Below are 24,735 nucleotides of genomic sequence, written 5' to 3' on the forward strand. Positions count from 1 at the left end.
ACTTGTTCCATGGCTGCCAATGCGCGACACCAAAGGCATTCGGCCGCAGGGGCGGCCTCCCACAGGGACAGCGAGCATGGCTGGGTCTCAGCCTCCCACAAGGACTGCCAGCGTAGCTGGGTATTTTGTGGGAGCGAGCCCCTGCTCGCGAATGGTGGCAGTGGCTCAGCAGGCATTCGGCCGCAGGGGCGGCCTCCCACTGGGGCAACCAGCAAGGGGCGTCAGTCCCTCAGAGAGGGTTTACCGGTCGCCAAAGTCCAGCGGCAAGCCCACATAGTTTTCGGCCATGGTGCGCGAACCGGCTTCGCTGTGGATCAGGTAGTCCAGCTCCGCGTCCTGGAACTTCTGGCCGATGTCGCCGTTTTCCGGAAAGTGGTGCATCAGGCTGGTGAACCACCACGAAAAGCGCTCCGCACGCCAGATGCGGCGCAGGCAGCGTTCCGAATACGCGTCTATGCCCGCCTCGGTCTTGTCGGCATAGAACTCGATGAAAGCAGTGGACAAATACTTCACGTCGGTAGCGGCCAGGTTCAGGCCTTTGGCACCTGTGGGCGGCACGATGTGCGCGGCGTCGCCCGCCAAAAACATTCGGCCAAAGCGCATGGGCTCGGTCACGAAGCTGCGCAGCGGGGCGATGCTTTTCTCAATGCTGGGGCCGGTCACCAAATGCTCGCGGGCTTCGGGGTCCAGGCGCTTGCGCAATTCGGCCCAGAAGGCGTCGTCTGACCATTGCTCGACCTTGTCGGTCAAGGGCACTTGCAGGTAATAGCGGCTGCGCGTGGCGCTGCGCTGTGAGCACAGGGCAAAGCCGCGGGTGCTGTTGGCGTAGATCAATTCATGGTGCACAGGGGGTGTGTCGGACAACACGCCCAACCAGCCAAAGGGGTAGACCTTTTCAAACTCTTTGATTGCGCCTTTGGGGGCACTGGCGCGGCAGACGCCATGAAAGCCATCGCAGCCCGCGATGAAGTCGCATTCGATGGTGTGTAGCTGGCCATTTTTTTCGTAGGTGACGCGGGGCTTGGCAGTGTCGAACTCGTGCACCTGCACATTCTGGGCTTCGTAGACCGTGGGCAGACCTTCTGCCTGGCGCGTGTCCATCAGGTCGCGGGTGACTTCGGTCTGGCCGTACACCATGACTTTTTTGCCGCCCGTGAGATGGTCCATGTCGATGCGGTGGCGTGCGCCTTTGAACAAGAGGTCAAAGCCTGTGTGCACCAAGCCTTCTTTGTGCATGCGTTGGCCCACGCCTGCCTCGTCCAGCAGGTCCATGGTCACTTGCTCCAGCACACCCGCGCGGATGCGCGAAAGCACATAGTCGGGGCTTTGGCGCTCGACGATGATGGCGTCAATGCCGGCCTTGAACAGCAATTGGCCGAGCAACAGGCCGGAGGGGCCTGCGCCAACAATGGCCACTTGGGTGCGGGTGGTGCTCATGGGTGTCTCCTGGAGTCTGTCTGTGCAATGCCCGCAAGCTTAGGGGGCAGGCTCAAGGGCAGAAGGGCATGGCATTCGAGTTTGTGCGATGAAAAGATGATTTGTGCGATGATCGCGCAAATCATTCTGCCGTTGAGGCAGCTTCCCACTAAAACCCAAAAGCCTTCGTTGCATTTTTTTGTGGGAGCGAGCCCCCGCTCGCGAATGGTGGTGATCCCGCTGCAGTCATTCGCGAGCGGGGGCTCGCTCCTACTTCACTCCGATTCACATGACAATTGCCAAAGCTGACTATATCGAGGGACTGGCCAAGGGCCTGGCTGTGCTGGAGGCGTTTGACACCGAGCGCCAGCGCTTGAACGCCACGCTGGCCGCGCAGCGCACGGGCATCACGCGGGCGGCGGCACGGCGGCATTTGCTCACCTTGGCCGAGTTGGGTTATCTGGAGACCGATGGTTCGCACTACTGGTTGTCGCCACGGGTGCTGCGTTTGGCAGGCAGCTACATGGCCACCTCGCGCCTGCCGCGCACGCTGCAGCCCACACTCAACCGCCTGGCGGCACAAACGCAGGCGGCTTTCAGCGCGGTGGTTCTGGACCACGACGAGTGCGTGATCGTGGCCCGCAGTGCAGGCGTGGCCGAACCGGTGCGGCACCTGGCCTATGGTCTGCACCTGGGTGCACGCTTGCCCGCGCACGCCACCTCCACCGGGCGGGTTTTGCTGGCCAGTTTGCCCAAGGCCGATTTCACGGCCTGGCTCAAAGGCCGGGAGTTGGCCCGCATCACGCCGCAAACCGAGGTGAATGCCGCCCGATTCAAGGCGTTGGTCGAGCAGGTGCGGCAGGCGGACCATTGCCTGGCCCGCGATGGCCACGAGCTGGGCATCCACGCGCTGGCGGTGCCCCTGCGCAACATGCAGGGCCAGACCCTGGCCGCGCTGAATGTGGTGGGCACGGCGGATCAGTTGAGCGACGCCTCTGTGCAGCGCAAGTGGCTGCCATTGCTGCAGGATGCAGCGCGGGAGTTGCGGCCTTTGCTGTGATGGTGCAGTGCGTGGTTTAGCGCGCATTCGGCCGCAGGGGCGGCCTCCCACGAAGACCGATGTGTCGACGGCAGAGGGCGCTTTGTGGGAGCGAGCCCCTGCTCGCGAATGGCTGCAGTGGTTTAGCGCGCATTCGGCCGCAGGGGCGGCCTCCCACGAAGACCGATGTGTCGACGGCAGAGGGCGCTTTGTGGGAGCGAGCCCCTGCTCGCGAATGGCTGCAGTGGCTCAGCACGCATTCGGCCGCAGTGGCGGCCTCCCACACCGCTTGTCGGCTCAAACGCCCAAGTGCTGTTCCAGCACGCTGGGGTCATCCAGCAGGATTTGCGAGGAGCCTTCGAACACCACTTGCCCCTTGACCAGGATGATGTTGCGGTCGGTGATCTGGGTGACGTGTTTCCAGTTTTTGTCAACGATGATCGAGCTGATGCCGCTGGCCTTGATCAGGCTGCAGATGCGCCAGATGTCGCGGGCGATCAGCGGGGCCAGGCCTTCGGTGGCTTCGTCGAGGATGAGCACATCGGGGTTGGTCATGAGGGCCCGGCCGATGGTGAGCATCTGTTGCTCGCCGCCCGACAGTTGCTGCCCGCCGTGGCCCAGGCGTTCTTTCAGGCGCGGAAAGGTCTCCAGCACCCGCTCGTAGGTCCAGTCGCGTTGGCCTTGGCTACCGGCACGGGCAGCCATTTTCAGGTTCTCCACCACGCTCAGGTTGCCGAAAATGCCCCGGCCTTCGGGCACATAGGCAATGCCCAGCTGCGCCACTTCAAACGTGGGGCGGCCGTTCATGCGCTGGCCCTTGATGTCCACCGTGCCCGAGCGCGGTGGCACGATGCCCATGATGGATTTGAGCAGGGTGCTTTTGCCCATGCCGTTGCGGCCCATGAGGCCGATCGTCTCGCCCCGGCCGACAGAAAAGTTCACGCCGCGCAGGATGTGGCTGGCGCCGTAGTAGGTGTTCAGGTCTTGGGCCTGGATCAACAAATTGCTCATCTCAATGTTCCTCACCCAAGTACGCCGCTTGCACACCCGCATCGGCGCGCACGGCCGCAGGCGTGTCGCTCGCAATCACTTGCCCGTTGACCATCACCGTCAGGTGGTCGGCCAGGGTGAACACGGCGTCCATGTCGTGCTCGACCAGCAAAATCGCGTGGTCTTTTTTGAGGCGCAGCAGCAGCTGCACCATGCGCTCGGCCTCGGCCTGGCCCATGCCGGCCAGCGGTTCATCGAGCAGCAGCACGCGGGGCTCGGTGGCCAGGGTCATGGCGATTTCGAGCTGGCGTTGCTCGCCATGGCTGGTGGCCCCGGCCAGGGCCTGGCGCCGGTCTTGCAGGCCCGCGAGTTCAATGGCGCGTTCGGCCCGCGCGTTGACGGCCTGCATGCGGGCGGCTGTCCGCACCCAACCCAGCGGGTTGAAGGGCGAAGGCTGCACACGCGATTGCGCAGACAAGCGCACGTTGTCCCACACGCTGAAGGTGCTGAAAATGTTGGTCTTTTGGTAGCTGCGGCCGAGGCCATGGCGCGAAATTTTCTCGGGGGTCCAACCGGTGATGGACTCTTCGCCCAAGGTGATGCTGCCACTGGTGGGGGGCAGGTCGCCCGAGAGCAGGTTGGTCAGTGTGGACTTGCCCGCGCCGTTGGGGCCAATGACGGCGTGGATGTGGCCGAGCCACAAATCCAGCGACACGTCGTTGACGGCCGCCAGCCCGCCAAAGCGCTTGGTCAAACCACGGGCGGACAGCAAAGCTTGGCGATCAGTCATGGCCCGCCTCCTTGGCTGTTTGGCTGCCGAAAACCCGGTTGATCAGGCCCAAAATGCCTTTGGGCGCAAAGATGATCAAAGCTACGATGAACAGACCCATCCACATTTGCCAGTGCTTGCCGGTTTTGAAGCTGCCCACATCGGGCAGGTCTTTGAAGACATGCAGCAAATACTCAAAGCTGAAGGCCCCCACAATGGCGCCCGCGAAATTGCCCATGCCACCCAAAATCACCATCATGATGGCGTGGGCGCTCATGTGAAAGCCCATGAGCTCGGGGTTCACAAACCCGGTTTGTGCGGCCCACAAATAACCCGCCAGGCCCGCCAAGGCCCCGGCCAGCGTGAATGCGGCGAGCTTGTGGCTGAAGGTGTTGAAACCCAGGGCCCGCATGCGGTGCTCGTTCACGCGGATGCCCGACAGCGCCCGGCCAAAGGGGCTCCAGAGCAGGCGGCGCAAAAACACATACACCGCCAGCAAACAGCCCAGCGTGAAGTAATAAAACACCCGCTTGTTTTCCAGGTCGATGATGCCCGCATCGGGGCGGAAATTCAGGAACAAACCGTCCGAGCCGCCCAGGGCCTTGTTGTCAAAGAAGATGTAGAAAATCATCTGCGCGAAAGCCATGGTCACCATGATGAAGTAGATGCCGTGGGTGCGCACCACCAAAAAGCCGATGACCAAAGCCGCCAGGGCAGAGCCGCCCACGGCCAACGGCAAGCTGGCCAGTAGGCTGATGGGTTCGTTTTGTGGTGTGACAAACGCCAGCACATAACCGGCCAGGCCAAAGTAGGCCGCATGGCCCAGCGACACGAGGCCCGTCACGCCTTGCAGCAAATCCAGGCTCATGGCCAGGATGGCCAGGATCATCATGCGCACGACCATGGCCGTGTAGAAGTCGGTCCCCACAAAGGGGAAGGCGGCGAGCGCCAAAAAGCCCAGCAACATCACCAGCTGGATGCTGCGCGGCAGGGTTTCGAGGTGAATTTGGGGCATGCTCATGTGGAACTCTTTTTCATTGCTTGAACAGGCCTTCGGGTTTGTAGAGCAGCACGGCGGCCATCAGCACATACACCAGCATGCCCGAGGCCTGGGGCAGCAGCACCTTGCCAAAAGTGTCGACCAGGCCCACCAGCAAGGCGGCGATCAAGGCGCCGCGCACCGAACCGATGCCGCCAATGACCACCACCACAAAACACATGATCAAGACCTGTGAGCCCATATTGGGGTAGACGCTCGACACAGGCGCGGCGATCATGCCTGCGATGGAGGCCAGGCCAATGCCCAAAGCAAACACCACCGAGTGGATGAGTTTGATGTTGATACCCAAGGACTCGGTCATCTCGCGGTTGAATGCCCCCGCACGGATCTTCATGCCCAGACGGGTTTTGGAGATCAGCAAATACAGGCCCAAAGCCAGCACCAGACACACGCCCGACATGAACAGGCGGTACACCGGATACGAAAGGTTCTCGGTCAAGGGGATGGACGCGGCCAGCAGCTCGGGCACGGGCAGGCCGTGCACATCGTCGCCCCAGATCATGGAGCGCAGCTCTTCAAACACATAAATCAAACCAAACGTGAGCAGCACCTGGTCCAAGTGGTCGCGGTGGTAGAAGTGGCGAAACAGCAAGCGCTCAATCAGTAAACCAAAAGCCACCGACAAAGCCGTGCCCACCACGATGGCCAGCGCAAAGCTGCCCAGCTGCGCGGCCAAAGACCAGGCCAGGTAAGCGCCCAGCATGTAAAAGCTGCCGTGCGCCAGGTTGACCACACCCATGATGCCGAAGATCAGCGTCAGGCCAGCGGCCAGCATGAACAGCAGCAGCCCGTACTGGACGCTGTTGAGCAGCTGGATCAAGAAATTCACAAAGTCCATCGGGGATCACACTTTGAATGGAGGAGGGTGGCCGAAGCCCGGAGGATGCGCACCATTGAAAACGGCGGACCGAAATCCGCCGTGGCACGGCTGGCAAGCACAGGTGTTGAGGCAAGCCCCAGCACCCGTTGCCTGCAGTTTACATGCGGCAACCTGCGCCAGAGTCGGCCAACGCCTTGGCAGCGATGCCGATGACCTTGTTCTCTTTGTTAGACACTTCACGCAGGTAAATGTCTTGCACCGGGTTGTGTGACTTGCTCATGGTCCACTTGCCACGCGGGCTGTCGATCACGGCGGCCTCCATGGCCTTGATCATGGTGGCCTTTTGGCTCACATCGCCCTTGACCGCGTTGGCCCCTTGCACCAGCAGCAAGCCTGTGTCGTAGCCTTGCACGGCGTACACGTCAGGTTGCATCTTGAAGGTCTTGGCGTAGTTCAGGCGGAATTCCTTGTTGCGCTTGGTCTCGATGCCGTCGCCGTAGTGCAGGGCTGTCAAAACGCCGTCGGCCGCCGGACCTGCTGCGTCCAGCACGCCTTCGGTCAGGAAGCCAGAGCCATACAAGGGAATCTTGCCTTTGAGGCCCGCAGCGGCATAGTCCTTGAGGAACTTGGCCGCGCCGCCACCGGCAAAGAAGCAGGCCACGGCGTCGGGCTTGAGTGCGGCGATTTCGGTCAGCAGCGCCTGGAACTCGACGTTGGGGAAGGGCAGACCCAGCTCCTTGACGATGGTGCCGCCCGCTTTGGTATAGCTCTCTTTGAAGCCCTCAAAGGCTTCGTCGCCTGCGGCGTATTTCCAGGTGATCCACACCGCCTTTTTGTGGCCGCGCTTGACCATGGCTTCACCCAGCGCCATGGTGGGCTGGCTGTTGGAGAAACTGGTGCGGAATACGTTGGGGGCGCACTGGGCGCGGGTGGCGACGTGCACACCCGCGTTGGGGATCAGGCTGATCACGCCGCTCTCGCGGGCCACGCGGTGGATGCCCATTTGCACGCCCGAATGGACGGTGCCGATGAGCACATCAACCTTGTCGCGTTGTACCAGTTTGTTGGCGTTTTCAATCGCTTTGGAAGGCTCGGACTCGTCGTCCACCTTGAACCATTCGATCTCGCGGCCACCGAGCTTGCCGCCTTGCTCGTTGATGGCCATGCGCAAGCCGTTTTCAATGGCCACGCCCAGCTGGGCAAATGTGCCGGTGTAGGGCAACATGAAACCGACGCGGATCTTGCCGGACTGGGCGAGTGCGCTTTGGGGGATCAAAAGGCCGGAAGAGGTGGCGCCCAACAGGGCTGCGCCTTGGGTCAAAACGGAACGTCGGGATGTCATGTGTGTCTCCAATGATGCAAACCGGTTGGCTGCACTGTGCGGCCAACCGATCAAACCATTATGTGGCACCCCGACAGGGCATTTCCTAGGGGAAAGTCCTGAGCCCCAACCGCCGTTCAGCAGCCGCGCGAGTTTCGTTGGGGGCGGCCAGGCGTTCAGCCTTGCATGCGCAAGTTGAATTGCCTGACGCCCAGTTCGTCCATTTGACGTTGCTCGTGTTTTTCCTGGTCGCGTCGCACGGCCTGCAGGTCTTGCTCTTCCAGTGCCCGCATTTTTTGAAGCTCCATCTCGGCCAACAGGCGTTTTTTGCGCAAGCTGGTCACCAGGGCCTCGGCTTTGCTGATGTCGAGCACCACACGGTGCTGCAGGTTCAGCAGTTGGGCCATGAACTGGCGCTGGTTCATGCTCGCTTGCATGCCCATGACTTCGGTTTGCGTCTGTTGCTCCTTGATCCGGTATTCGTCATACAGGCGGCACAGGCGTTTGTGGCTGGCCTGGAGCTGGTCGACGCGAGCGACTGCCGCCGCCAGCTCGGTTTGGATTTGGGTGACGTCGTCACTGGCTTTTTTGACCAGGGCGGGCCAGCAATTTCGGGCTTGACGCACAGGATGCTCCTTTCGTTCAGCCAGCCATCAGGGACTGGAGTTCGTGACGGGTGGAGGCCACATCCATGTTGGTGTGCATGTCTTGTTGCAGAAACTTTTCCATGCTTTGCCGCAAACGGATGGCCTGGTCGAGTTCGGCGTTGCTGCCGGCCTCGTAGGCGCCGACCTGGATCAGGTCCTGGTTCTGTTGGTACAGCGACCACAGGCGTCTGAAGCGGTTCGATTGCTTGAGGTCTTCGGGGCTGAGCAGGTTTTGCATGACCCGCGAGATGGACCCATTCAGGTCAATCGCCGGGTAGTGGGCGGCATCGGCCAGTTTGCGCGAGAGCATGACTTGCCCGTCGAGCGAGGCGCGGGCGATGTCCACGATCGGGTCGTTGGCGTCGTCGCCCTCGGCCAGCACGGTGTAGATGGCGGTGATGGAGCCAAAGCCATGGCGGCCTACGCCAGCGCGTTCGATCAGGTTGGGCAGCAGTGCAAAGACCGAAGGCGGGTAACCCTTGGCGGTTGGCGGTTCGCCCACGGCCAGGCCGATTTCGCGCTGGGCATGGGCCACGCGGGTCAGGCTGTCGACCAGCATCAGGACGTTTTTGCCCTGGTCACGGAAGTATTCGGCGATCACATGCGTCATGTGGGTGGCTTTGAGGCGCAGCACGGGTGACACGTTGGCGGGCGCAGCCACCAGCACCGATTTGGCCAGGCCTTCAGGGCCCAGGGTTTCTTCGATGAAGGCCTGCACTTCGCGGCCCCGCTCGCCGATCAGGCCGATCACGACCACGTCGGCTTCGGTGAACCGGGTCATCATGCCCAGCAGCACGCTTTTGCCCACGCCCGATCCGGCCACCAGGCCCAGACGCTGGCCGCGCCCGATGGTCAGCACGCCGTTGATGGCCTTGACGCCCACGTCGAGGATCTGGTGAATGGGGCCGCGCTCCATCGGGTTGAGCGGGCGGCCCAGCAGGCTCAGCACATCGGGGCAGTCGGGTGCGGGTTTGCCGTCCAGGGGTTGACCCCTGCCGTCGATGATGCGGCCGAGCAAGTCGGGGCCGAGGTGGACGTTGGAGGAATGGTTGAGCACCGTGACCCGAGCGCCCGGGCCGATGCCGTTGGGCTCGGTGAAGGGCATGAGGTAGAGGGTGTCGTCGTTGAAGCCCACGACTTCGGCCTCCACCCGGTGGCCAAATTGGCCCACGACTTCGCAGCAGGCGCCCAGCGGTGCCATCAGTCCCCGGGTTTCCAGCCGCATGCCCACCAGCCGCACCAATGTGCCGTTGCGCTGGGGCTCGGGGGCGTGCAGCTCACCGATCAGCTGGCTGACTTCGGCATCAAAATCCATCATGGTGTGTCGTCGTCCGGGTTGGCTGCGGGTTTGATTTCGGTGTCTTCCACATCGACCACCTGGCGTTGCCAGTCACGCACCGGGGTGTCGGCAGGCAAGGCTTCGGCCCGGTCCTTGACCAAGGAAGACTGCTGCATCCAGGCCTCGGGCTGGGCCAGCAAGCGGCGGGCCAAGGGCTCCAGACGTGTTTCGATCAGGTCTTGCACCACGCTGTCTTGCACGCGCACCCGCACGCTGCCAGGGCGAAGCAGGGCGTCGGCTTCGAGCTGCATGTGCTTGGTCACGGATTCGCCCATGGCGGTCAGGCGCTGCAGGTCTTCGGGGTTGACGCTGACGTGGACAGGCTCGACCGCGTGGTCGAGCTGCTGAATGCACTGCTGAATCAGGTTGTGGATGGCTTGGCCCGAGAGTTGAAGCTCGGCCCGCACCAGTTGTTCGGCCAAATGCAAAGACAGGCGCTTGAGGGGTTCAAAAAACCGTTGCGGGTCCTGGCTGATGCTGCGCAGCTCGATGCCCAAGTGGCGCATCAGCTCGCGCTCTTTGCTGCGTTCATTTTCAAATTCGGTGCGCACCAGGGCTTGCCCTTCCAGCAGGCCGCGCTGATACGCTTCGTCGCGCAACTGGGCCAAAGCCGCTTCGGTCCAAGGCGATTCCGGCTCGGCCGTAGGCGCAGCCTCTTGCGCTGCGGTCGCATCGGCGGGGACTTCTGTGGTCGCTTCGTTGGCGTCGGTTTCGGCAGCTTCGGTCAGCAAGCCTTCGGTGGGTTCGGCTTTGTCGGCCACGCGCCATGGACCAAACGAACGGGCCGTGGCCTCGTCCCATTGGGTGCGCAGAAAACGGGGGGCCTCGGCCTTGCTGTTGAGCAAGGGGTTGGGGCTCCAGGGGGCAGGCTTTTCGTTCAGGTCAGACAAAGCCATCGCCGCCTCCTGCCAACACCAGCTCGCCCGCATCGGACAGCTTGCGTGCCAGGCGCATGACGTTCTTCTGCGCTTCTTCCACTTCGGTGATGCGCAGCGGGCCTTTGCTTTCCATGTCGTCCACGAACATGACGCGGGCACGGGCCGACATGTTGTCGAGGAACTTGTCCTTGACGAAGTCGGGTGCGCCTTTGAGGGCGACCATCAGCAAATCGGGCTCGGCCGTGCGCATGATGGCCTGGATGCCGCGGTTGTCCACGCCCACCAGGTTTTCGAAAGTGAACATGTTGTCCTGGATCTTCTGCATCAACTCGCCGTCGATTTGCGACAGGCCGGCCATGATGGAGGATTCGAGCTCGACCTTGACCGAGTTCATGATCTGGGCCGCTGCCTTGACGCCGCCGAAGCTGGACGATTTGGACGAAGAGTTCGTGGCGAACTGCTTCATCATGATCTGCTCCAGCTCTTCCATGGCGGAGGGCTGCACCGTCTCCAGGCTGGCAATGCGCTGGATGATCTCGGGGCGCGACTCACCCGGCAGGAAGTTCAGCACGTCGGCGGCCACGGTGTATTCGAGCACCGACAAGATGATGGCCACCACCTGGGGGTGTTCGCCGCGGATCATCTCGGCAATCGAGCGGGCGTCCATCCATTTCAGGATTTCCAGGCCCTTGCTGCCCTGGCCGGGCATGATGCGGCTGAGCACCGATGCGGCCTTGTCTTCGCCCAAGGCGCGTTTGAGCACTTTTTCGACATAGTCGCCCGTGCCTAGGCCCAGGCTGGTTTGCTTCTTGAGCATGGTGACAAACTCGTCCAGGACGATGTTCACCGCCTCTTGTGACAAATCCGACACCGAGACCATGGCAGCGCCCAGCGACTGCACTTCCTTGGGGTTCATGAAGCGGATGATCTCGGAAGCTTGTTGCTCACCCAGCAGCAGCATCAGCACCGCAGCACGTTGTGTGCTGGTCAACTCGGCCAATTCCTTGGCCAATTCTTCAGTCATCGGGATGGAGCCATCGCCCAGCAGGGCGGGCGCAGCGTCCTTGCCGTCTTTGGGCTTGTCGGCTTTGGCGTCTTTGTCGTCAGGTTTCTTGGTGGCCATGGTGTTTGTTCCTCAATAGCTTCAGCTGGACTTGATCATGCCCTTGAGCACGTTGGCCACGCGACCGGAGTCTTCGGCCACCAGCATGCGGATGAGCGCCACTTTATCGTCATAGGTATTGGCGGTGTCCAGCATGTCCATGGAGATGCTCGATTTCTTGGGCTTGAGCTTGGCCTTGATTTCTTCCAGGCTCTCGCCTTCGCCGATCTGGATCATGCGCATGTCGTCTTCGCTCAACTCGCCATCGCTCAGAGCGGCCTTGGCCTGGTCGGCATCGGTGGCAGCGTCGCTGGCGTACATGTTGCGCATGATGGGGCGCACCACGATCAGCATGAACACGATGAAGCTGATGGCCAGCAAGCCGCCTTTGATGCCGGTTTGCACCGCATCTTCCAGGTACCACGGAATGGTCTCCAGTGCTGTCGCAGGCTCGAACTTGGCGGGCACCACCGAGACGTTGTCGCCGCGCTGCTGGTCGTAACCCACCACGCCGCGCACCACTTGCAACATTTGCTCCAGCTCTTGGGGAGTGTAGGCCACTGTGGTTGGTGCGTTGGGAGCCACTGGGGCGTCCTTGGCGGGTGGCGGTGCGGGGCGTTCGTTCACGACCACCGCCACGCTGACTTTCATGATGCCGCCTGTGGCGTTGCGCACATGGCGCACGGTGCGGTCCAACTCGAAATTGCGGGTGGATCGGCTGCTGAGTTTGTTGCCGGACTCACCCTGACCTTTGTTGGCGTCCACCTGAGTGGCGTTGGTGGTCGTGGGGTCTGCGGGGGGCGTGTTGGCCAATGCCCCGGGAATGCCTTCGGCGGCCCGGCTGGCAGCGCGGTCTTCGGCCAGCACTTCAGAGCGGGTGCGGGGGCCTTTGTCTCGGTTGTCAAAGTCTTCGGTCGTGCTCTCGATCTGGGTGAAATCCAGCGTCAGGTTCACTTGCGAGCGCACATTGGCTTCGCCCACCATGGGGGCCAGAATTTGCATGATGCGGTTGCGGTAGACCTCTTCAAGTTGCTGCTTGTGCTGCTCTTGCGCCGAGGTCAAGCCCAATTTTTGTTCGGTGGCCGACTCGGTCATGAGCTTGCCCACGTTGTCCACCACGGTCACATGGTCTGGTGCCAGATAAGGCACGCTGGAGGACACCAAGTGCACGATCGCCTGCACCTGCGAAGCGGACACGGCGCGGCCGGGGTAGGGGGCCAAAACCACAGAGGCTTTGGGTGGTGTGCGGTCCCGCACGAACACGCTTTGCTTGGGTGTGGCCAGGTGCACGCGGGCGCTTTGCACGCTGCCAATTTGCATGATGCTGCGGGCCAGTTCCTGCTCCATGGCCGCGTTCACTTTGACCTGCTCCATGAATTGGCTGGTGGTCATGGACGACTGTTCTTTCAAGCCGTCCAGACCGGTCGCTCCGGCCTTGGGCAAGCCTTGAGAGGCCAGAAAAATCCGCGCTTCGTGAAAGCGCTGGCTGGGCACGGTGAGCTGGCCTGTCGCGGGGTCGATCTTGGGTTTGAAGTCAGCAGTTTTGAGTGACTCAAAAGCTTTTTGCTGGTCGGCTTCCTGCAGCCCGGGCATCACGGGGCGGTAGGGGGTGGCCTGCATCCAGGCGTAAACCAGACCAAAGATGACCAACACGGCCAGCATGATGATCAGCGGCAGCACTTTGCGAACGGCCGGTTGGTTGATCACGGTCTTGAAGGTGTCGGCCATGCCCTGGGTGCGCCAGGGGCTGAGCATGCCGCCTGCGCCTGCGCCATTGGCGGCACCGTTGGCACCTTGGGCGGTGGCCAACGCCGTGCTGCCCGAAGCATTGGCGGGCGTGGTGGCGGGGGTGTTGTTGGACGCTGGGGGCGCGGTCATCACGCCAGTGTTCATCGAAGCGGTTGCTGTGGCCATGTTTGTTCTTCTTCAGTTGAGAGGGTCAGACCGGCATGTTCAGAATTTCTTCGTAGGCCTTGAGCACTTTGTTGCGCACTTGCAAGGTGGCTTCAAAGGCCAACGAAGATTTCTGCATGCCCAGCACCACGTCGGTCAGCGCGATGTTTTCGCCACGGTCAAAGGCGGCACGCATTTCGGCAGATTGGACTTGCAGGTTGTTGACCTGCCCGAGCGCACCCGAGACCAGATCGGAGAAACCTGTTTTCTGGACACCGCCTGCGCTGCCGCCCAGTTCGGTCGCGCCGGGCATGCCCGCGGTTTTGCCAGAGGCTTCGGCCTGGTGGCTGCGCAGGGTTTGCAGCATCGACTGGATGCTGGCAGGAGAGATGGCTTTGTCGATCATGCGTGTCTCCGTCAATAGGCCGCGTTGGCCATGCCCAAGCCGTGCTCACGCAGTTGGGCCAATTTGTAGCGCAAGGTGCGCGGGCTGATGCCCAGGCGCTTGGCGGCTTCCGTCTTGCTGGGGGTGCTGGCCAAGGTGGCCATGATCACCTGGTGCTCGTTCATGCGGGCGGCGCTGTGCAGGTCGGTGGGCACTTCGGCGTGCAAGCTGGGAGCCTCGTCGGTGATGACCGGCGCTTGCAAACCGAAGGTGTGCTTGGCGGCGTTCATGAAGTCATCGAAACCCGCCACAGGCTGGGCTGGGGCCGCAGGTTCAGCGTTCACCGACGCCTGCGCTGGGGCAGGTGCGGGCGTCGAAGTTGTTGCGGGGGCGCTGGCGGTCAGCCAGTCGTCAAACATCAGGTGTGCGGGGGTGACCACGTGGTCGGTGCACAACACCATGGCGCGGCGCATCACGTTTTCCAGCTCGCGCACATTGCCGGGCCAGGGGTATTGCAGCAGCTGCATCTGCGCCTGCGGGTGCAGCTGCCAAGGTTTCTTGTCGTGCTGCAGCAGGCACTGCATGGCCAAAGGAATGATGTCGCCGGGGCGCTCGGCCAGGGGCAACAAGCGCATGCGGAAAGTGGCAATGCGGTAGTACAGGTCCTCGCGGAACTCGCGCTCGGCGATGGCTTTTTTCAGGTCCTTGTTGGTGGCGGCCACGATGCGCACATTCAAGGGGATCACAGTTTGGCCGCCCAGGCGGGTGAGTTGGCGCTCTTGCAGCACGCGCAGCAGCTTGCTTTGCAGGTGCATGGGCATCTCGCCAATTTCGTCCAGGAACAAGGTCCCGCCCTGGGCTTGTTCGAACAAACCTTTTTGGTCGCGGTGGGCACCCGTGAAAGCGCCTTTCTCATGACCGAACAGCATGTCTTCGATCAGATTTTCCGGCATGGCCGCACAGTTCAGCGCAACAAACGGGCCGTGTGCGCGGCCCGAGGCCTCATGCAGCACGCGGGCCAAGACTTCCTTGCCCGAGCCTGTGGGGCCCACCAGCAAGGCAGTCACATCGGCCTGGGCCACTTTTTGCGCCAAGGCCAGCAGGTGCTGGCTGGCAGGGTCCACAAACACCACATTGCGCACAGGCTGTGGCGACAAACGGGGGGTGCTGGGGTTGATCTGGTTGTGCAGCCGCTGCCATGAGGCCGTGCGCACGTCTTGTGCGGCCAGCACCGTCAAGGCGCCAGCTTGGGTGGCTTCCACAGCCAGGTCCAGCTCGTGTCGATCGACGCGGCAGACCACGGGGGTGCTCAAACCGGCCTCTTGCAAAAGTTGTTGAACCGCCTTGAGCCGTGTTGCGTCGAGTGTCAGGTGCAAGACCACCATGGCTGCGTCCGCAGCGTGGGTGAGCAGGTTGTCGAGCGTGGTGACGGGCATCACAGCCCAGCCGCTCACCTGCAAGGCATGGCTGTGCTCAGGGCTCAGGGCTGCTTCGGGGTCCAGCCAGAGGGCCAGAGGGGTGGAAACGGGGTGTGACTTCACGGTGTTGGTCTCATGTTCAGATGAAACCTACCAAGCAACCCTTGTGCCAGATTTAAATGGATTTAAAAAGCGTTGAAAAAACGAAAAGTGAATACTTTAATATTTTCAATCCGCATGCGATTTTGACACTGGGCTTGACGAAAGATTGACAGCGGCAGCCCTGAACAGTTGTCAAACCCGCCGCTCCCCGTCATACCCGCCAGTCCCCGTCATACCCGCCACTCATCGTCATACCCGCTACTCCCCGTCATACCCGCGCATGCGGGTATCCATCGCAGCCGAAGCCATAGACCCCCGATCCAGTCGGGCGTGACAAAGTCAGAAGGCATAGACCCCCGATCAAGTCGTGATGTGTCATACCCGCGCATGCGGGTATCCATCGCAGCCGAAGCCATAGACCCCCGATCCAGTCGGGCGTGACAAAGTCAGAAGGCATGGACCCCCGATCAAGTCGTGATGTGTCATACCCGCGCATGCGGGTATCCATCGCAGCCGAAGCCCTAGACGCCCGATCCAGTCGGGCGTGACAAAGTCAGAAGGCATGGACCCCCGATCAAGTCGTGATGCGTCATACCCGTGCATGCGGGTATCCATGCCATCCGAAGCCCTAGACCCCCGATCCAGTCGGGCGTGACAAAGTCAGAAGGCATAGACCCCCGATCATGACGGAAGTCCAACCACCGGCTTGTCTTTGGCGTGAAAGAGCATGCAGAACTGCCCATCCACACGCAACACCTCCATCGACGGCAGCAGCCGCGATTGAAAGCCCATGGCCCGGCAGGCATAGGGGGCCGATGGAATGTGTGTGATGGCGAAATGCCGGCATTGCCAGCAGTTGGGGCCGCGCTGTGGGCCATCGGCGGGGTTGGGCATGCGTGTTCTGTGGGGAATTTCGGGCTCAGCCGGCACTCAGTCGCGCAGCAAATCCAGCACGGTTTTCAGGTCCAGATGGCCGTGCGCCTGGGCAGCCAACTCGGGTTGCATCGCCATGCTTTGCTCAGCCAGTTGGCGGTGAGCTTGTGCGCTCATGGCCTCCAGAAAATGGCGGGTGCTTTCGGTGTTGTGGATCGCCAGTGTGCGCATGAAATCTCCGGTCTATGGGGCCGAGCCCTGTCAATGAATCGTCGCTCGCACAGCGAGCAAATGGTCTTTTCACAGAGTGCAAAAGCTGTGCCAGAGCAAGGTCGACAGGGCGAAAAAAAAACCTGCAAACCGCACAGGTTTGCAGGTGTGCGCTCAGCGCTGAAGTGGATCAGCCTTGCAACAATTTCAACACCGATTGCGGCGACTGGTTGGCCTGTGCCAGCATGGCTGTCGCGGCTTGAGAAATGATCTGTGTGCGGGCCAGTTCGCTGCTGGCCTTGGCATAGTCGGTGTCCATGATGCGGCTGCGCGACTCGGAGGTGTTTTGCGACACGTTGGCCAGGTTGTCCACCGAGTAAGTGACGCGGTTGATGATGGCACCGATGCCCGCACGCTCTTCGTTGATGCGGTTGATTGCGTTGTCCAGCTCGGCAATGGCCGTGTTGGAGCCTGTGTTGGTGGTGATGTCGAGGGGTTTGATGTTGGCCAACGCACCGTCTTCGTTGACAAAAGCAAGTGCCACATCAGTTTGAGCCGTTGGAGCTGTTGTGAAGGTGACCACGCCATTTGCAGCGGTGATTCCAGCTTGACCCAAATCCACTTTGAACTTGGCCGCCATGTTGTCGCCGATGGATTTGAGAATTTTGGTGGGATCGCCTGTGAGCAAGTCATTGCCAGTCACTTCGTAAGTGGCTGTTTTCGTGCCTACAGTAACCGAAATTTTGTCGCCTACAGAATAGTTGCCAGCAAGCGTGAGGGCGCTACCGCTCAAGCTTGCTGTGCCGGTGGACTCCTTGAAGCCCATGGGTGGAATCGTGTGGGTGATGACCTGGCCTTCATTGGCGCCCACTTGGAAGCGGAAGCGACCGACTTCACCTGCATCGTTTTTGAAGGTGCCATTGAGCACATCCATGCCGTTCCACTGGGTGGCGCGTGTGACCCGGTTGACTTCGGTCTTCAGCTGCTGGAATTCCAGGTTCAGGTATTTGCGGTCTTCGGGGGTGTAGGTGTCGTTGGCCGACTGGATGGACAACTCGCGCATGCGCTGGAGCATGTTGGTCATCTCGATCATCGCGCCTTCGGTGGTCTGCAGCATCGAAATCGAGTCGTTGCCGTTTCGGATCGCCTGGTCCAGGCCACGAATCTGCGCGGTCATGCGCGAGGTGATGGCCAAACCGGCCGCATCGTCTTTGGCCGAGTTGACACGTTTACCGGTCGACAGTTGCTCCATCGCAGAAGACAGCTCGCGGTTGTTTTTGACCATCGCGTTTTGCGAGACCAGCGATTTGATGTTGGTGTTGATAACGGACATGGCCGGAATTCCTTAATGAAAATGTTGGGGCTGTAAAGGTTTGTAGGTCAGTACGGATGCATCAGTGCATGTGGCGCGAGGCTTCAAGTGGCAATTGGTCGGAAACGAGGTCTTGCAAAGACAACAGTTCTTCGCGCAGCAATTCGTCTTGGGGGTGTTGGGTCAATGCTTGTTGGGCGGCCAGCATGGCTTTGCCTGGCTCACACTGGCAGCGCAGCACGCGAATCAGGTGACGCCAGGTGAAAGGCGTGGCGGCATCGCCTTGCGTCTCGACCAGTTTGCGCAGCATGTCTTCGGCGGTGGTCCAGTCTTGCTGGATCTCGGCCAGCAAAGCGCTGATGGCCAAAATGTCTTCGCTTTCGGGGTACAGGCTTTGGCCTGCAGCGGCCAGGGCGTTGGCCAGGTCAATTCGGTTGGCTGCTACCAGATCGGCCAAAGTCTGGCGAATTTCGGCTGCTGAAAACTGCGACACATCACGCACGCTGAGCAATTGGCCCGAAATGGCTTGTGACAGCATGGCTTGGTAAAGGTTTGTCATGTTCAGGTCTCCTGAAAAGGGGTGTCAAAATTTCGGTGGCATCTAGCCAAAACCGAGGATGACCCTTTTAAGCAAACCGCGTGCCAGCATTTCTTTAGCCAATTTCTGAATTTATTTGCAAATAAATCCATGGAAATCGAAAAATAGTCGATCCTTTGGTCCGCAATAACGGCGAAAACTGTTTTTTGAAAAAGATCAGGCCTTTGCACCTGTCGGTTCAGCGGCAATCGATTGCCTTCATGTGACAACCCCTGTCATGGGAAGCTCAGGACAAATCAACAGAGGGTCTCGCGCCCGAAGTGCGACGGAGCGAGTTGAGATTGGGGGGGGATGTTGAAAGCAAACAAGACCGCGCCTTTTGTAGGGTTTGTCTTGTTTGTTCAGGCGCTTGGGTTCGTTGTCCCTGCGCCGAAGGCGCCCGATCTGTCGTGATGGGCCAAGGAGCGGGGCTGACCCCCGGTGGCTTCAGGCTACTTTGAGTGCAGGCTTGATGACCACTTGCTGCAGAGCGTTGAACTCTTCGAGCAACAACTTGTCTTGAGGATGCGAGGCCAGGCCCTGCGCCGCCGCGGTCAGTGCCCGAGCATCATCGCCGTGGCAACGCAGCACCCTTACCCACTGACCCCAAGTCACAGCCTGAGCGGCGAGGCCTTGCAGGTTGATCAGTTTCTCAAGTGCGGTGCTGGCGGCGGCCCAGTCGTGGCGCACTTGGGTCACCAGTGCCCGGATGACCAAAATGTCTTCACTTTGCGGAAAGCGCTTTTGGGCCTCATGCGACAACAAGTCGGCTTCAGTCAAGCGGTTTTGGCCAACCAAGTCGGCAATGGATTGCCGGATCTTGGCAGGGCTGAGTTCTTGGGTGGCGCTGGTGAGCAGGGCTGAATAAGCGGTTTTGGCAAGAAAGGCGGGTGCAGCATTAAGCATGGATCACTCCTTGGTTGATATTGCGGCGGCAAAAAATAGCCGACACAAGCGGATTAAGTTGATAAGCAATGCACGTGCCAAGTGATCATTGAAAAGTGAATGGCCGGTGATAGTCATCGCTAACTAAGTAAAACCAATACGTAATAAGGCTGCTGGTTGGACTGTGACAACATGGACACGGACTATGCGCACGCCACAGCTGAAATAGCGCTCAGCATGATCTTGACTCAATCCCGACTCATCCATGATGCGGGTGTTGGATTCAACCAAGTTCATTGACAGATTGGCTGATGTACCACCTGTATGTACTAACCGGTTCGTAGAAGCAGCCCAAGTTGATCGGGCGTTGGTTATTTGTTAAATGGTGTCGAATGTGTAGCAAGCGGCAATTTATGGCTGCTTCTGGCACATTGATGGCAACCGGTTGCCGAAATTAGCCAAAACAAGTGCTTAGGGATGGAAATTTCGGTTGGCGCGATATTTGCTTTATTGCCGCCATGAAGCTGTTTACAAAATTACCATTGCTGCAAGTTCATTGGGAGAAGCATTACTCCGATGTTCCGTGGATGTGTCAGCGTCTGTTCGTTCCGGTGGACGAAGTGATCCTCAGTCAATCATTTGAATTTATTTTCGAAGGTGTAACGCAGTTACCGGAAATTGATTTTGATTGGAAGTCGGACGCCGAATCATTTCGGCAGGATCCTCAGATTGAAACAGCGTTAGCCTCTGATGGGATGGGATTGGTTCTGAAGCTGCTGAGCTTCAACAGCACACACATTAATGGTTTTTGGATCCAGCAGCATGCTCCTATTCGTCACGCGAATGTCGTATGCCTGCAGCAGGATAAAACTCAAGGCGATTGGCTGGTTATTTATAACTCGTTGGATCGCACTAAGAATTTACAGAAAGACACCTTGATCATCGCAGGTGGAGCTGAATATGTTGATATTAGGCTGTGGATAGACTTACTATTGAACCGTGATGTACGAACAGCTGAAGTGATGTTGGAGGCGGATTTATCTTTGAAGAAAATAGCTGAAAATCAATCATGGATAGCTTCTCGATTTAGTCTTGAACATGTTTTGCATGGACTTAAAAAAACATTTCGATACTGGACAGAAGAAGAAAAACAGCTTTACTTAAATGATGCATTGTCAGTCTTAGAAGCTCTGAAATCACTATCATTGAATACGTGTGTTTTTGGCGGTGCTGCTTTGGGATGGGCACGGAATGGTAAGTTTTTAGAACATGACGATGATCTTGATGTTGTCATATGTTTAGATAAAAAAACTTTCCCAAATATCGCCGTTGCGCTTGATGTGGTAACAAAAACGCTTAATCACGCAGGCTGGGAAATTACGGCAACATTCTTCAGCCATTTATGGGTTGCCACTCAATCTAAAGTTGCGCCTACCTTAGATATTTTCATTGGCCTCGTCGAAGAAGGTGGAATTTCGTGTTATCCCATGCCTCGCAGGGCACTGAAAATAGATCAGATGTTTCCTTCAGTACCTCGCTCACTCCATGGTCTTCAGATACCAATGCCACTAAATATTGAACATTACCTTCAAGTTGATTACGGACCAAATTGGCAAGTACCATCCCCAGACTATTCCATTGAATGGGATCGAAGTCCCTATGCAGACATTACAGGAATTCGTAAAAAAATACCTAATGCAACGCTGAGAGAAATTGCTTTTATGCGAAAACTCGCATGGACTTCATGAAAAATATCTGCTTAACCCGGATCGAGGACTCCAAATCGTCGTTAATCTTGACCCCAGGTCCAGTCATGATGGAGCCGGATATTTTGGCATTGGGTGGGGTACAGACGCCCTATTTCCGCAATGACAATTTTTCTGCAATATACAAAGACTGTGAGCGGCTTTTACTAATGGCGGTTAATGCACCAGTTGGCTCCCGAGCAGTTTTTATCACAGGCTCTGGAACCGCTTCAATGGAGGCTGCAGTGATCAACTTCACGCCGCCAGATCAGCCAGTTTTAGTTGTTCAGGGGGGGAGTTTCGGTCAGCGATTTGTAGACATAGCCACTGTTCACAAGAGATCTGTGCATACAGTTTTCGGCGATCGCATTCGAGAGCCCTTGTGTCGCTCGGGAATCACTGCCAACACGCACCCGGCTGCCGCTGTACTGATCAATGCCCACGAAACTAGCACTGGTCATTTGTATGACTTGCAAGACAGTGCTGACTTTTGCCGCAAAGCCGATTCATTGCATATTGTGGATGCGATCAGTTCTTTTGGTGCTGATGTGATCGATATGCTGATTCAATCCATTGATGTGCTGATTCTTTCTTCAAACAAAGCGATGGGACTGCAACCGGGTTTGTCTATGCTGATCATGACGCCTCGAGCGATCGAGCGGATCCCGAATGAAATAGATTCTTTCTATTTCAACATTCCAGCCATGCTCAAAGATGGCATCAGGGGTCAGACGCCATTCACGCCTGCGGTAAACATCCTATTTCAGCTACAGCTGCGCTTGACTCGCTGGGGCCAATACGGCATGAAGAGCGTGGTCAACCGAACTTCGCAAACTGCAGCACATTTTCGACAAGCTATTTCGCATTTGCCTTTACGCATCTTTGCCCCAGCGCCATCAAATGCACTCACTGCACTTGAGCTTCCAAGCCATATTTCGGCTAAGTGGGTGGTAAATAAGCTAGAGAAGGAACACGACATTGTTGTCGCCACAAATAGCGGAATACTGGCCGAGAGAGTCTTTAGAGTTAGCCATATGGGTAACGTTGGTTGCCATGAAATGGATCAGGTGGCCAGCGCACTGACCAGAGTTTTACAGGAGTCAATGAAATGATTAAAAATAAAACTGTTGTGTATACATCTGGAACTTTTGATATGCTTCATATCAATCATTTGCGTATGATTGAATATTCCCGTGGTTTGGGTGATCTTTTGATAGTTGGCGTTAATACTGACGATTTGGTTATTCGTCACAAGTCGGAGCCCATCGTTCCGTTTTCTGAACGTATTGCCCTTGTTCGCGCACTACGATGGCCTGATATTGTCGTCCCACAATTTTCACTCGACCATACAGACAAGGTTAAAAAAATGAAATTCGATATCTTTGTTGTTGGTGATGACTGGGCTGGTAAATATGACTACCTCGAAGAACAGGGCGTAACCGTAGTGTATTTCCCTTATGGTCAAGGAGTGTCAAGCACTGGCTTGAAAAAGCGCGTGGTCGATCGTTACAGCGTCTTACAACAAAAGGCTGATAGTCACTTTGGACTTGAAACTGCAACAAAGGAATAATTTCAAATGCAATCACATTTAAAGACTGACCAACGTGGAGCCCTGTGGCAAAAAATATGGGATCGCAAGCATGCCGACACTGGTTTGCCTTTACACCATGCTGATGGCTTTGATTTACTTGAAAATCACCAGTACGCTGCTTTAACTAATCCATTTATTAATTGGATGGGGCCCTTGAATGAACAACGTGTCCTAGAGGTGGGATGTGGTTCTGGGGCATTCGGAATGCAATTAGAGCCATGTCTCGAATTCTGCGGAATTGATTTTTCTGAAAGAGCAGTTGAGAGAATTAAAAAAGAAATGGATGGCTGCTTTAAGGTGGCCGAAGCCAATCGTATACCTTTTGAGGATAAATATTTTGACTGCGTATTCTCCTTTGGAGTTTTCTTTTATTTTGATTCGCTGGAATACGCAAGACAATCTTTGCTTGAGCAGCTGCGCGTGTTACGTCCCGAAGGACAACTGTTTGTTTTTGAGATAAATGACGTGAATAAACAGGATATTTATCTACATACCAGAGGTCAAGAAGAAAGGGGGCAACATAAAAGAAGTACAGTTGATGTTGATCATTTGTTTTATAGTAAAAGTTTTTTTACTGATTTTGCTGATGAATTTGGTCTTGATTGTGAAATACGCGATGAGTCTCAGATGTCCATTGAATTCCACAGTGGAGCAAAATATCGATTTTCAGTACGATTGAGTAAAAGCTGAATTTACATTTATGCGTGGTTGCCTGCTTGATTTTCGAGCCGCATGAAAGGGATTTTTCTAAGCCAACTCGCGCTATGACTGCGAGCCGATTTCGTACTACGCATTAAATAATAAAGCAAAAAGGCTTTATGAAAATGTACGCTGAATGATTCCTGTTGTGGATGTCCCCGCCAATTTAACCGCGTTGAATGCGATTTGATATGGATTGAACAGTGAAGTTTGTTGTTCATTTTCGAAGTTATCCCTGCGCATGCCGGTGTCGGTGCGACCTGGCACCACACAATTAACACGGATTCCGTCCTTTTCCCACTCTTCACTCAGGCCTTGGGTCATGTTCACAATGGCAGCCTTGGTAGCGGAATAGATAACAAAATCCGCTCGACCGCGCGTGTATGAGGACGATGCAAACTGAAGTAACGCACCACGGCTTACTTTTAGCGCAGCGTGGCTGTATTTGGCTATCCATAACGCTGCGCTGAGGTTGATGGCTACTTGATCTGCAATCTCCATATCAGTTTGCCCCTCAATACAGCCTTTTTTCAGAAGACCTATGGCATTAACCACCACATCCAGGCCATTCAGTTCTCTGTCCGCTTGGTCGACAGCTTGCTTGACGGCTTCAGGCTCGCGCACATCGCAACCATTGCTTCGTCCTCTGCTGATCACTGTCGCACCTGCATCACGCATGATCGAAGCCATCGCCTTGCCAATGCCTGCAGTGCCGCCAAATATCAACACCTTCTTGCCGCGAACATCCACTCCAGGTTGTTCGATGTTGAACTCCGCTTGACGTAATCTGAACATCTCGTCTGCCAGGATCATGTCCACTGGGTTAGTGATTTTGAAATTTTCCTCATGGCCACAGACGATACGAACTTTGCCCATTGGATTGCAATGCAAGTAGATGCCACAATCATCCGTGTAGTTGCTTAGACGGTCTTCACCCACTTCTTCGTAGCAGGAGAGCAAGGTTTGGTAACGGAAGGCCTGTGGCGTTTGTCCACGCAGGATGTGCTTGCGGTCTGGAATGGATTGGATGTAACCATCGCGTTCAACGACGATGGTGTCTGTTGCGGGTATAGCTACATCCACAGCTTCATGCTTGAGCAATGCCTTGAGGACGTCCTGAATGATCTGGCCGCTTACGAAAGGTCTCGCTGCGTCGTGAATTAAGACGTTGGTCGGCTCAAAGGGGAGTAGGGCTTTGAGTCCCTCCAATGTCGACGCCTGCCGAGATGCGCCACCCGGGACGATCATCGTATTAGGTTCTTGCGCTAGAAGGCCACAAACCTGGGACATTGCATCGACGGGCGCGACAATGACGATCATTGCCAATGGCATTTGCCTACGCAGAGCCTCGTAGCTATGGACCAGCACAGGTTTGCCAGCGATACGGATGAATTGCTTAGGCTGCTCGCCGCCCATGCGGGACCCCATGCCGCCGGCAAGCAAGATTGCTGCTGTGTTCTTATTCATGATGTATCTCTGAAGATTGACTGGTGTGGCTGTTGGTCGGGCTTTAAGCGGAAAATTTTTGCCGCTCTGAACAATTAAGAGTGAACATGCAAGAGTCGGGCCATAGATTCCGAGGACTTGCCTTGACCAAGATGACGTTGGGCTGAAATGCAGACGGGTGTGTTGTCTAAAACGTCGTGATGTATGGGTGTCCTCTT

General features: G+C 57.5%; 24 protein-coding genes. 5 read left to right on the top strand and 19 right to left on the bottom strand.

Annotation, left to right across the window (positions count from 1 at the left end; all coding sequences use genetic code 11):
- Positions 1–240: 240 nt before the first annotated feature.
- Positions 241–1,437: a 4-hydroxybenzoate 3-monooxygenase gene (pobA, locus tag ACZ5RT_RS08600; protein ID WP_422169744.1), complete on the bottom strand. Its 1,197-nt coding sequence runs from the start codon at positions 1,435–1,437 to the stop codon at positions 241–243.
- Positions 1,438–1,705: 268 nt separating this feature from the next.
- Here pobA and ACZ5RT_RS08605 point away from each other — a divergent pair, with 268 nt between their 5' ends.
- Entirely contained in the window at positions 1,706–2,476 is a 771-nt protein-coding gene (locus ACZ5RT_RS08605) for an IclR family transcriptional regulator domain-containing protein (RefSeq protein WP_291928385.1), read from the top strand.
- 276 nt (positions 2,477–2,752) lie between these two features.
- Here the strand turns inward: ACZ5RT_RS08605 and ACZ5RT_RS08610 are convergent, their stop codons facing one another.
- From ACZ5RT_RS08610 to ACZ5RT_RS08690, 17 genes are all read right to left on the bottom strand, one after another.
- Positions 2,753–3,466 (bottom strand): ABC transporter ATP-binding protein, encoded by a 714-nt coding sequence (locus tag ACZ5RT_RS08610; protein WP_291928382.1) that lies wholly within the window; start codon positions 3,464–3,466, stop codon positions 2,753–2,755.
- Position 3,467: 1 nt separating this feature from the next.
- Positions 3,468–4,235, bottom strand: a complete 768-nt coding sequence (locus tag ACZ5RT_RS08615) for an ABC transporter ATP-binding protein (RefSeq protein ID WP_291928379.1) — start codon at positions 4,233–4,235, stop codon at positions 3,468–3,470.
- On the bottom strand, positions 4,228–5,235 hold the full coding sequence (locus tag ACZ5RT_RS08620) for a branched-chain amino acid ABC transporter permease (RefSeq protein WP_464452181.1): 1,008 nt from the start codon (positions 5,233–5,235) through the stop codon (positions 4,228–4,230). The genes ACZ5RT_RS08615 and ACZ5RT_RS08620 overlap by 8 nt, the downstream gene beginning before the upstream one ends.
- Before the next feature lie 13 nt (positions 5,236–5,248).
- Positions 5,249–6,112 carry a branched-chain amino acid ABC transporter permease gene (locus tag ACZ5RT_RS08625; RefSeq protein WP_422169747.1) on the bottom strand — a complete coding sequence of 288 codons (864 nt, stop codon included), beginning with the start codon at positions 6,110–6,112 and terminating at the stop codon, positions 5,249–5,251.
- A gap of 139 nt (positions 6,113–6,251) precedes the next feature.
- Complete coding sequence (locus ACZ5RT_RS08630) at positions 6,252–7,436, bottom strand: ABC transporter substrate-binding protein (RefSeq protein WP_464452182.1); 1,185 nt, start codon at positions 7,434–7,436, stop codon at positions 6,252–6,254.
- Between the two features lie 155 nt (positions 7,437–7,591).
- The gene (locus tag ACZ5RT_RS08635) at positions 7,592–8,041 is read right to left on the bottom strand and encodes a flagellar export protein FliJ (RefSeq protein WP_464452183.1); all 450 of its coding nucleotides are present in this window, start codon (positions 8,039–8,041) and stop codon (positions 7,592–7,594) included.
- A 16-nt stretch (positions 8,042–8,057) separates the two neighbouring features.
- Positions 8,058–9,380, bottom strand: coding sequence for a FliI/YscN family ATPase (locus tag ACZ5RT_RS08640; RefSeq protein ID WP_422169750.1), 1,323 nt, complete (start codon positions 9,378–9,380; stop codon positions 8,058–8,060).
- Positions 9,377–10,297 carry a FliH/SctL family protein gene (locus ACZ5RT_RS08645; RefSeq protein WP_464452184.1) on the bottom strand — a complete coding sequence of 307 codons (921 nt, stop codon included), beginning with the start codon at positions 10,295–10,297 and terminating at the stop codon, positions 9,377–9,379. The genes ACZ5RT_RS08640 and ACZ5RT_RS08645 overlap by 4 nt, the downstream gene beginning before the upstream one ends.
- Positions 10,284–11,402 carry a flagellar motor switch protein FliG gene (gene fliG / locus ACZ5RT_RS08650; RefSeq protein WP_422169752.1) on the bottom strand — a complete coding sequence of 373 codons (1,119 nt, stop codon included), beginning with the start codon at positions 11,400–11,402 and terminating at the stop codon, positions 10,284–10,286. The genes ACZ5RT_RS08645 and fliG overlap by 14 nt, the downstream gene beginning before the upstream one ends.
- 21 nt (positions 11,403–11,423) lie before the next feature.
- Entirely contained in the window at positions 11,424–13,295 is a 1,872-nt protein-coding gene (gene fliF / locus ACZ5RT_RS08655) for a flagellar basal-body MS-ring/collar protein FliF (protein ID WP_464452185.1), read from the bottom strand.
- Positions 13,296–13,320: 25 nt separating this feature from the next.
- Positions 13,321–13,680: a flagellar hook-basal body complex protein FliE gene (gene fliE / locus ACZ5RT_RS08660; protein WP_291924070.1), complete on the bottom strand. Its 360-nt coding sequence runs from the start codon at positions 13,678–13,680 to the stop codon at positions 13,321–13,323.
- An 11-nt stretch (positions 13,681–13,691) separates the two neighbouring features.
- A complete protein-coding gene (locus ACZ5RT_RS08665; protein ID WP_422169754.1) occupies positions 13,692–15,200 on the bottom strand; it encodes a sigma-54 interaction domain-containing protein in 1,509 nt (502 codons plus the stop codon).
- A 660-nt stretch (positions 15,201–15,860) separates the two neighbouring features.
- The gene (locus ACZ5RT_RS08670; RefSeq protein ID WP_464452186.1) at positions 15,861–16,073 is read right to left on the bottom strand and encodes a hypothetical protein; all 213 of its coding nucleotides are present in this window, start codon (positions 16,071–16,073) and stop codon (positions 15,861–15,863) included.
- A 36-nt stretch (positions 16,074–16,109) separates the two neighbouring features.
- Entirely contained in the window at positions 16,110–16,283 is a 174-nt protein-coding gene (locus ACZ5RT_RS08675; RefSeq protein WP_464452187.1) for a hypothetical protein, read from the bottom strand.
- A 169-nt stretch (positions 16,284–16,452) separates the two neighbouring features.
- Positions 16,453–17,595, bottom strand: coding sequence for a flagellin N-terminal helical domain-containing protein (locus ACZ5RT_RS08680; protein ID WP_464452188.1), 1,143 nt, complete (start codon positions 17,593–17,595; stop codon positions 16,453–16,455).
- Between the two features lie 61 nt (positions 17,596–17,656).
- Positions 17,657–18,133 (bottom strand): tetratricopeptide repeat protein, encoded by a 477-nt coding sequence (locus ACZ5RT_RS08685; protein WP_464452189.1) that lies wholly within the window; start codon positions 18,131–18,133, stop codon positions 17,657–17,659.
- A gap of 465 nt (positions 18,134–18,598) precedes the next feature.
- A complete protein-coding gene (locus tag ACZ5RT_RS08690) occupies positions 18,599–19,057 on the bottom strand; it encodes a hypothetical protein (protein WP_464452190.1) in 459 nt (152 codons plus the stop codon).
- Positions 19,058–19,554: 497 nt separating this feature from the next.
- On the opposite strand from ACZ5RT_RS08690, the gene ACZ5RT_RS08695 reads away from it, so the two are divergent.
- Genes ACZ5RT_RS08695 through ACZ5RT_RS08710 form a run of 4 tightly spaced genes read left to right on the top strand, consistent with a single transcriptional unit; the run spans position 19,555 to position 23,062 of the window.
- A complete protein-coding gene (locus ACZ5RT_RS08695; protein WP_464452191.1) occupies positions 19,555–20,784 on the top strand; it encodes a hypothetical protein in 1,230 nt (409 codons plus the stop codon).
- Complete coding sequence (locus tag ACZ5RT_RS08700; protein ID WP_464452192.1) at positions 20,772–21,893, top strand: pyridoxal-phosphate-dependent aminotransferase family protein; 1,122 nt, start codon at positions 20,772–20,774, stop codon at positions 21,891–21,893. Before ACZ5RT_RS08695 ends, ACZ5RT_RS08700 begins: the two co-directional genes overlap by 13 nt.
- On the top strand, positions 21,890–22,351 hold the full coding sequence (locus ACZ5RT_RS08705; RefSeq protein ID WP_464452193.1) for an FAD synthase family protein: 462 nt from the start codon (positions 21,890–21,892) through the stop codon (positions 22,349–22,351). Before ACZ5RT_RS08700 ends, ACZ5RT_RS08705 begins: the two co-directional genes overlap by 4 nt.
- A gap of 6 nt (positions 22,352–22,357) precedes the next feature.
- A complete protein-coding gene (locus ACZ5RT_RS08710; RefSeq protein WP_464452194.1) occupies positions 22,358–23,062 on the top strand; it encodes a class I SAM-dependent methyltransferase in 705 nt (234 codons plus the stop codon).
- Positions 23,063–23,188: 126 nt separating this feature from the next.
- Here ACZ5RT_RS08710 and ispD read toward each other — a convergent pair whose 3' ends face one another.
- Positions 23,189–24,538, bottom strand: coding sequence for a 2-C-methyl-D-erythritol 4-phosphate cytidylyltransferase (gene ispD / locus ACZ5RT_RS08715; protein WP_464452195.1), 1,350 nt, complete (start codon positions 24,536–24,538; stop codon positions 23,189–23,191).
- Positions 24,539–24,735: the final 197 nt, after the last annotated feature.

Source organism: Limnohabitans sp. TEGF003 (assembly GCF_055395455.1).

Bases quoted from the DNA above. Each gene is read 5' to 3' on its own strand.
- ACZ5RT_RS08705 (WP_464452193.1), top strand. From the start codon at position 21,890: ATGATTAAAAATAAAACTGTTGTGTATACATCTGGAACTTTTGATATG.
- pobA (WP_422169744.1), bottom strand. From the start codon at position 1,437: ATGAGCACCACCCGCACCCAAGTGGCCATTGTTGGCGCAGGCCCCTCC.
- ACZ5RT_RS08685 (WP_464452189.1), bottom strand. From the start codon at position 18,133: ATGACAAACCTTTACCAAGCCATGCTGTCACAAGCCATTTCGGGCCAA.
- ACZ5RT_RS08630 (WP_464452182.1), bottom strand. From the start codon at position 7,436: ATGACATCCCGACGTTCCGTTTTGACCCAAGGCGCAGCCCTGTTGGGC.
- fliE (WP_291924070.1), bottom strand. From the start codon at position 13,680: ATGATCGACAAAGCCATCTCTCCTGCCAGCATCCAGTCGATGCTGCAA.
- ACZ5RT_RS08710 (WP_464452194.1), top strand. From the start codon at position 22,358: ATGCAATCACATTTAAAGACTGACCAACGTGGAGCCCTGTGGCAAAAA.
- ACZ5RT_RS08695 (WP_464452191.1), top strand. From the start codon at position 19,555: ATGAAGCTGTTTACAAAATTACCATTGCTGCAAGTTCATTGGGAGAAG.
- ACZ5RT_RS08700 (WP_464452192.1), top strand. From the start codon at position 20,772: ATGGACTTCATGAAAAATATCTGCTTAACCCGGATCGAGGACTCCAAA.
- ACZ5RT_RS08620 (WP_464452181.1), bottom strand. From the start codon at position 5,235: ATGAGCATGCCCCAAATTCACCTCGAAACCCTGCCGCGCAGCATCCAG.
- ACZ5RT_RS08690 (WP_464452190.1), bottom strand. From the start codon at position 19,057: ATGCTTAATGCTGCACCCGCCTTTCTTGCCAAAACCGCTTATTCAGCC.
- ACZ5RT_RS08675 (WP_464452187.1), bottom strand. From the start codon at position 16,283: ATGCGCACACTGGCGATCCACAACACCGAAAGCACCCGCCATTTTCTG.
- ispD (WP_464452195.1), bottom strand. From the start codon at position 24,538: ATGAATAAGAACACAGCAGCAATCTTGCTTGCCGGCGGCATGGGGTCC.
- ACZ5RT_RS08680 (WP_464452188.1), bottom strand. From the start codon at position 17,595: ATGTCCGTTATCAACACCAACATCAAATCGCTGGTCTCGCAAAACGCG.
- ACZ5RT_RS08645 (WP_464452184.1), bottom strand. From the start codon at position 10,297: ATGGCTTTGTCTGACCTGAACGAAAAGCCTGCCCCCTGGAGCCCCAAC.
- ACZ5RT_RS08605 (WP_291928385.1), top strand. From the start codon at position 1,706: ATGACAATTGCCAAAGCTGACTATATCGAGGGACTGGCCAAGGGCCTG.
- fliF (WP_464452185.1), bottom strand. From the start codon at position 13,295: ATGGCCACAGCAACCGCTTCGATGAACACTGGCGTGATGACCGCGCCC.
- ACZ5RT_RS08615 (WP_291928379.1), bottom strand. From the start codon at position 4,235: ATGACTGATCGCCAAGCTTTGCTGTCCGCCCGTGGTTTGACCAAGCGC.
- fliG (WP_422169752.1), bottom strand. From the start codon at position 11,402: ATGGCCACCAAGAAACCTGACGACAAAGACGCCAAAGCCGACAAGCCC.
- ACZ5RT_RS08610 (WP_291928382.1), bottom strand. From the start codon at position 3,466: ATGAGCAATTTGTTGATCCAGGCCCAAGACCTGAACACCTACTACGGC.
- ACZ5RT_RS08670 (WP_464452186.1), bottom strand. From the start codon at position 16,073: ATGCCCAACCCCGCCGATGGCCCACAGCGCGGCCCCAACTGCTGGCAA.
- ACZ5RT_RS08640 (WP_422169750.1), bottom strand. From the start codon at position 9,380: ATGATGGATTTTGATGCCGAAGTCAGCCAGCTGATCGGTGAGCTGCAC.
- ACZ5RT_RS08625 (WP_422169747.1), bottom strand. From the start codon at position 6,112: ATGGACTTTGTGAATTTCTTGATCCAGCTGCTCAACAGCGTCCAGTAC.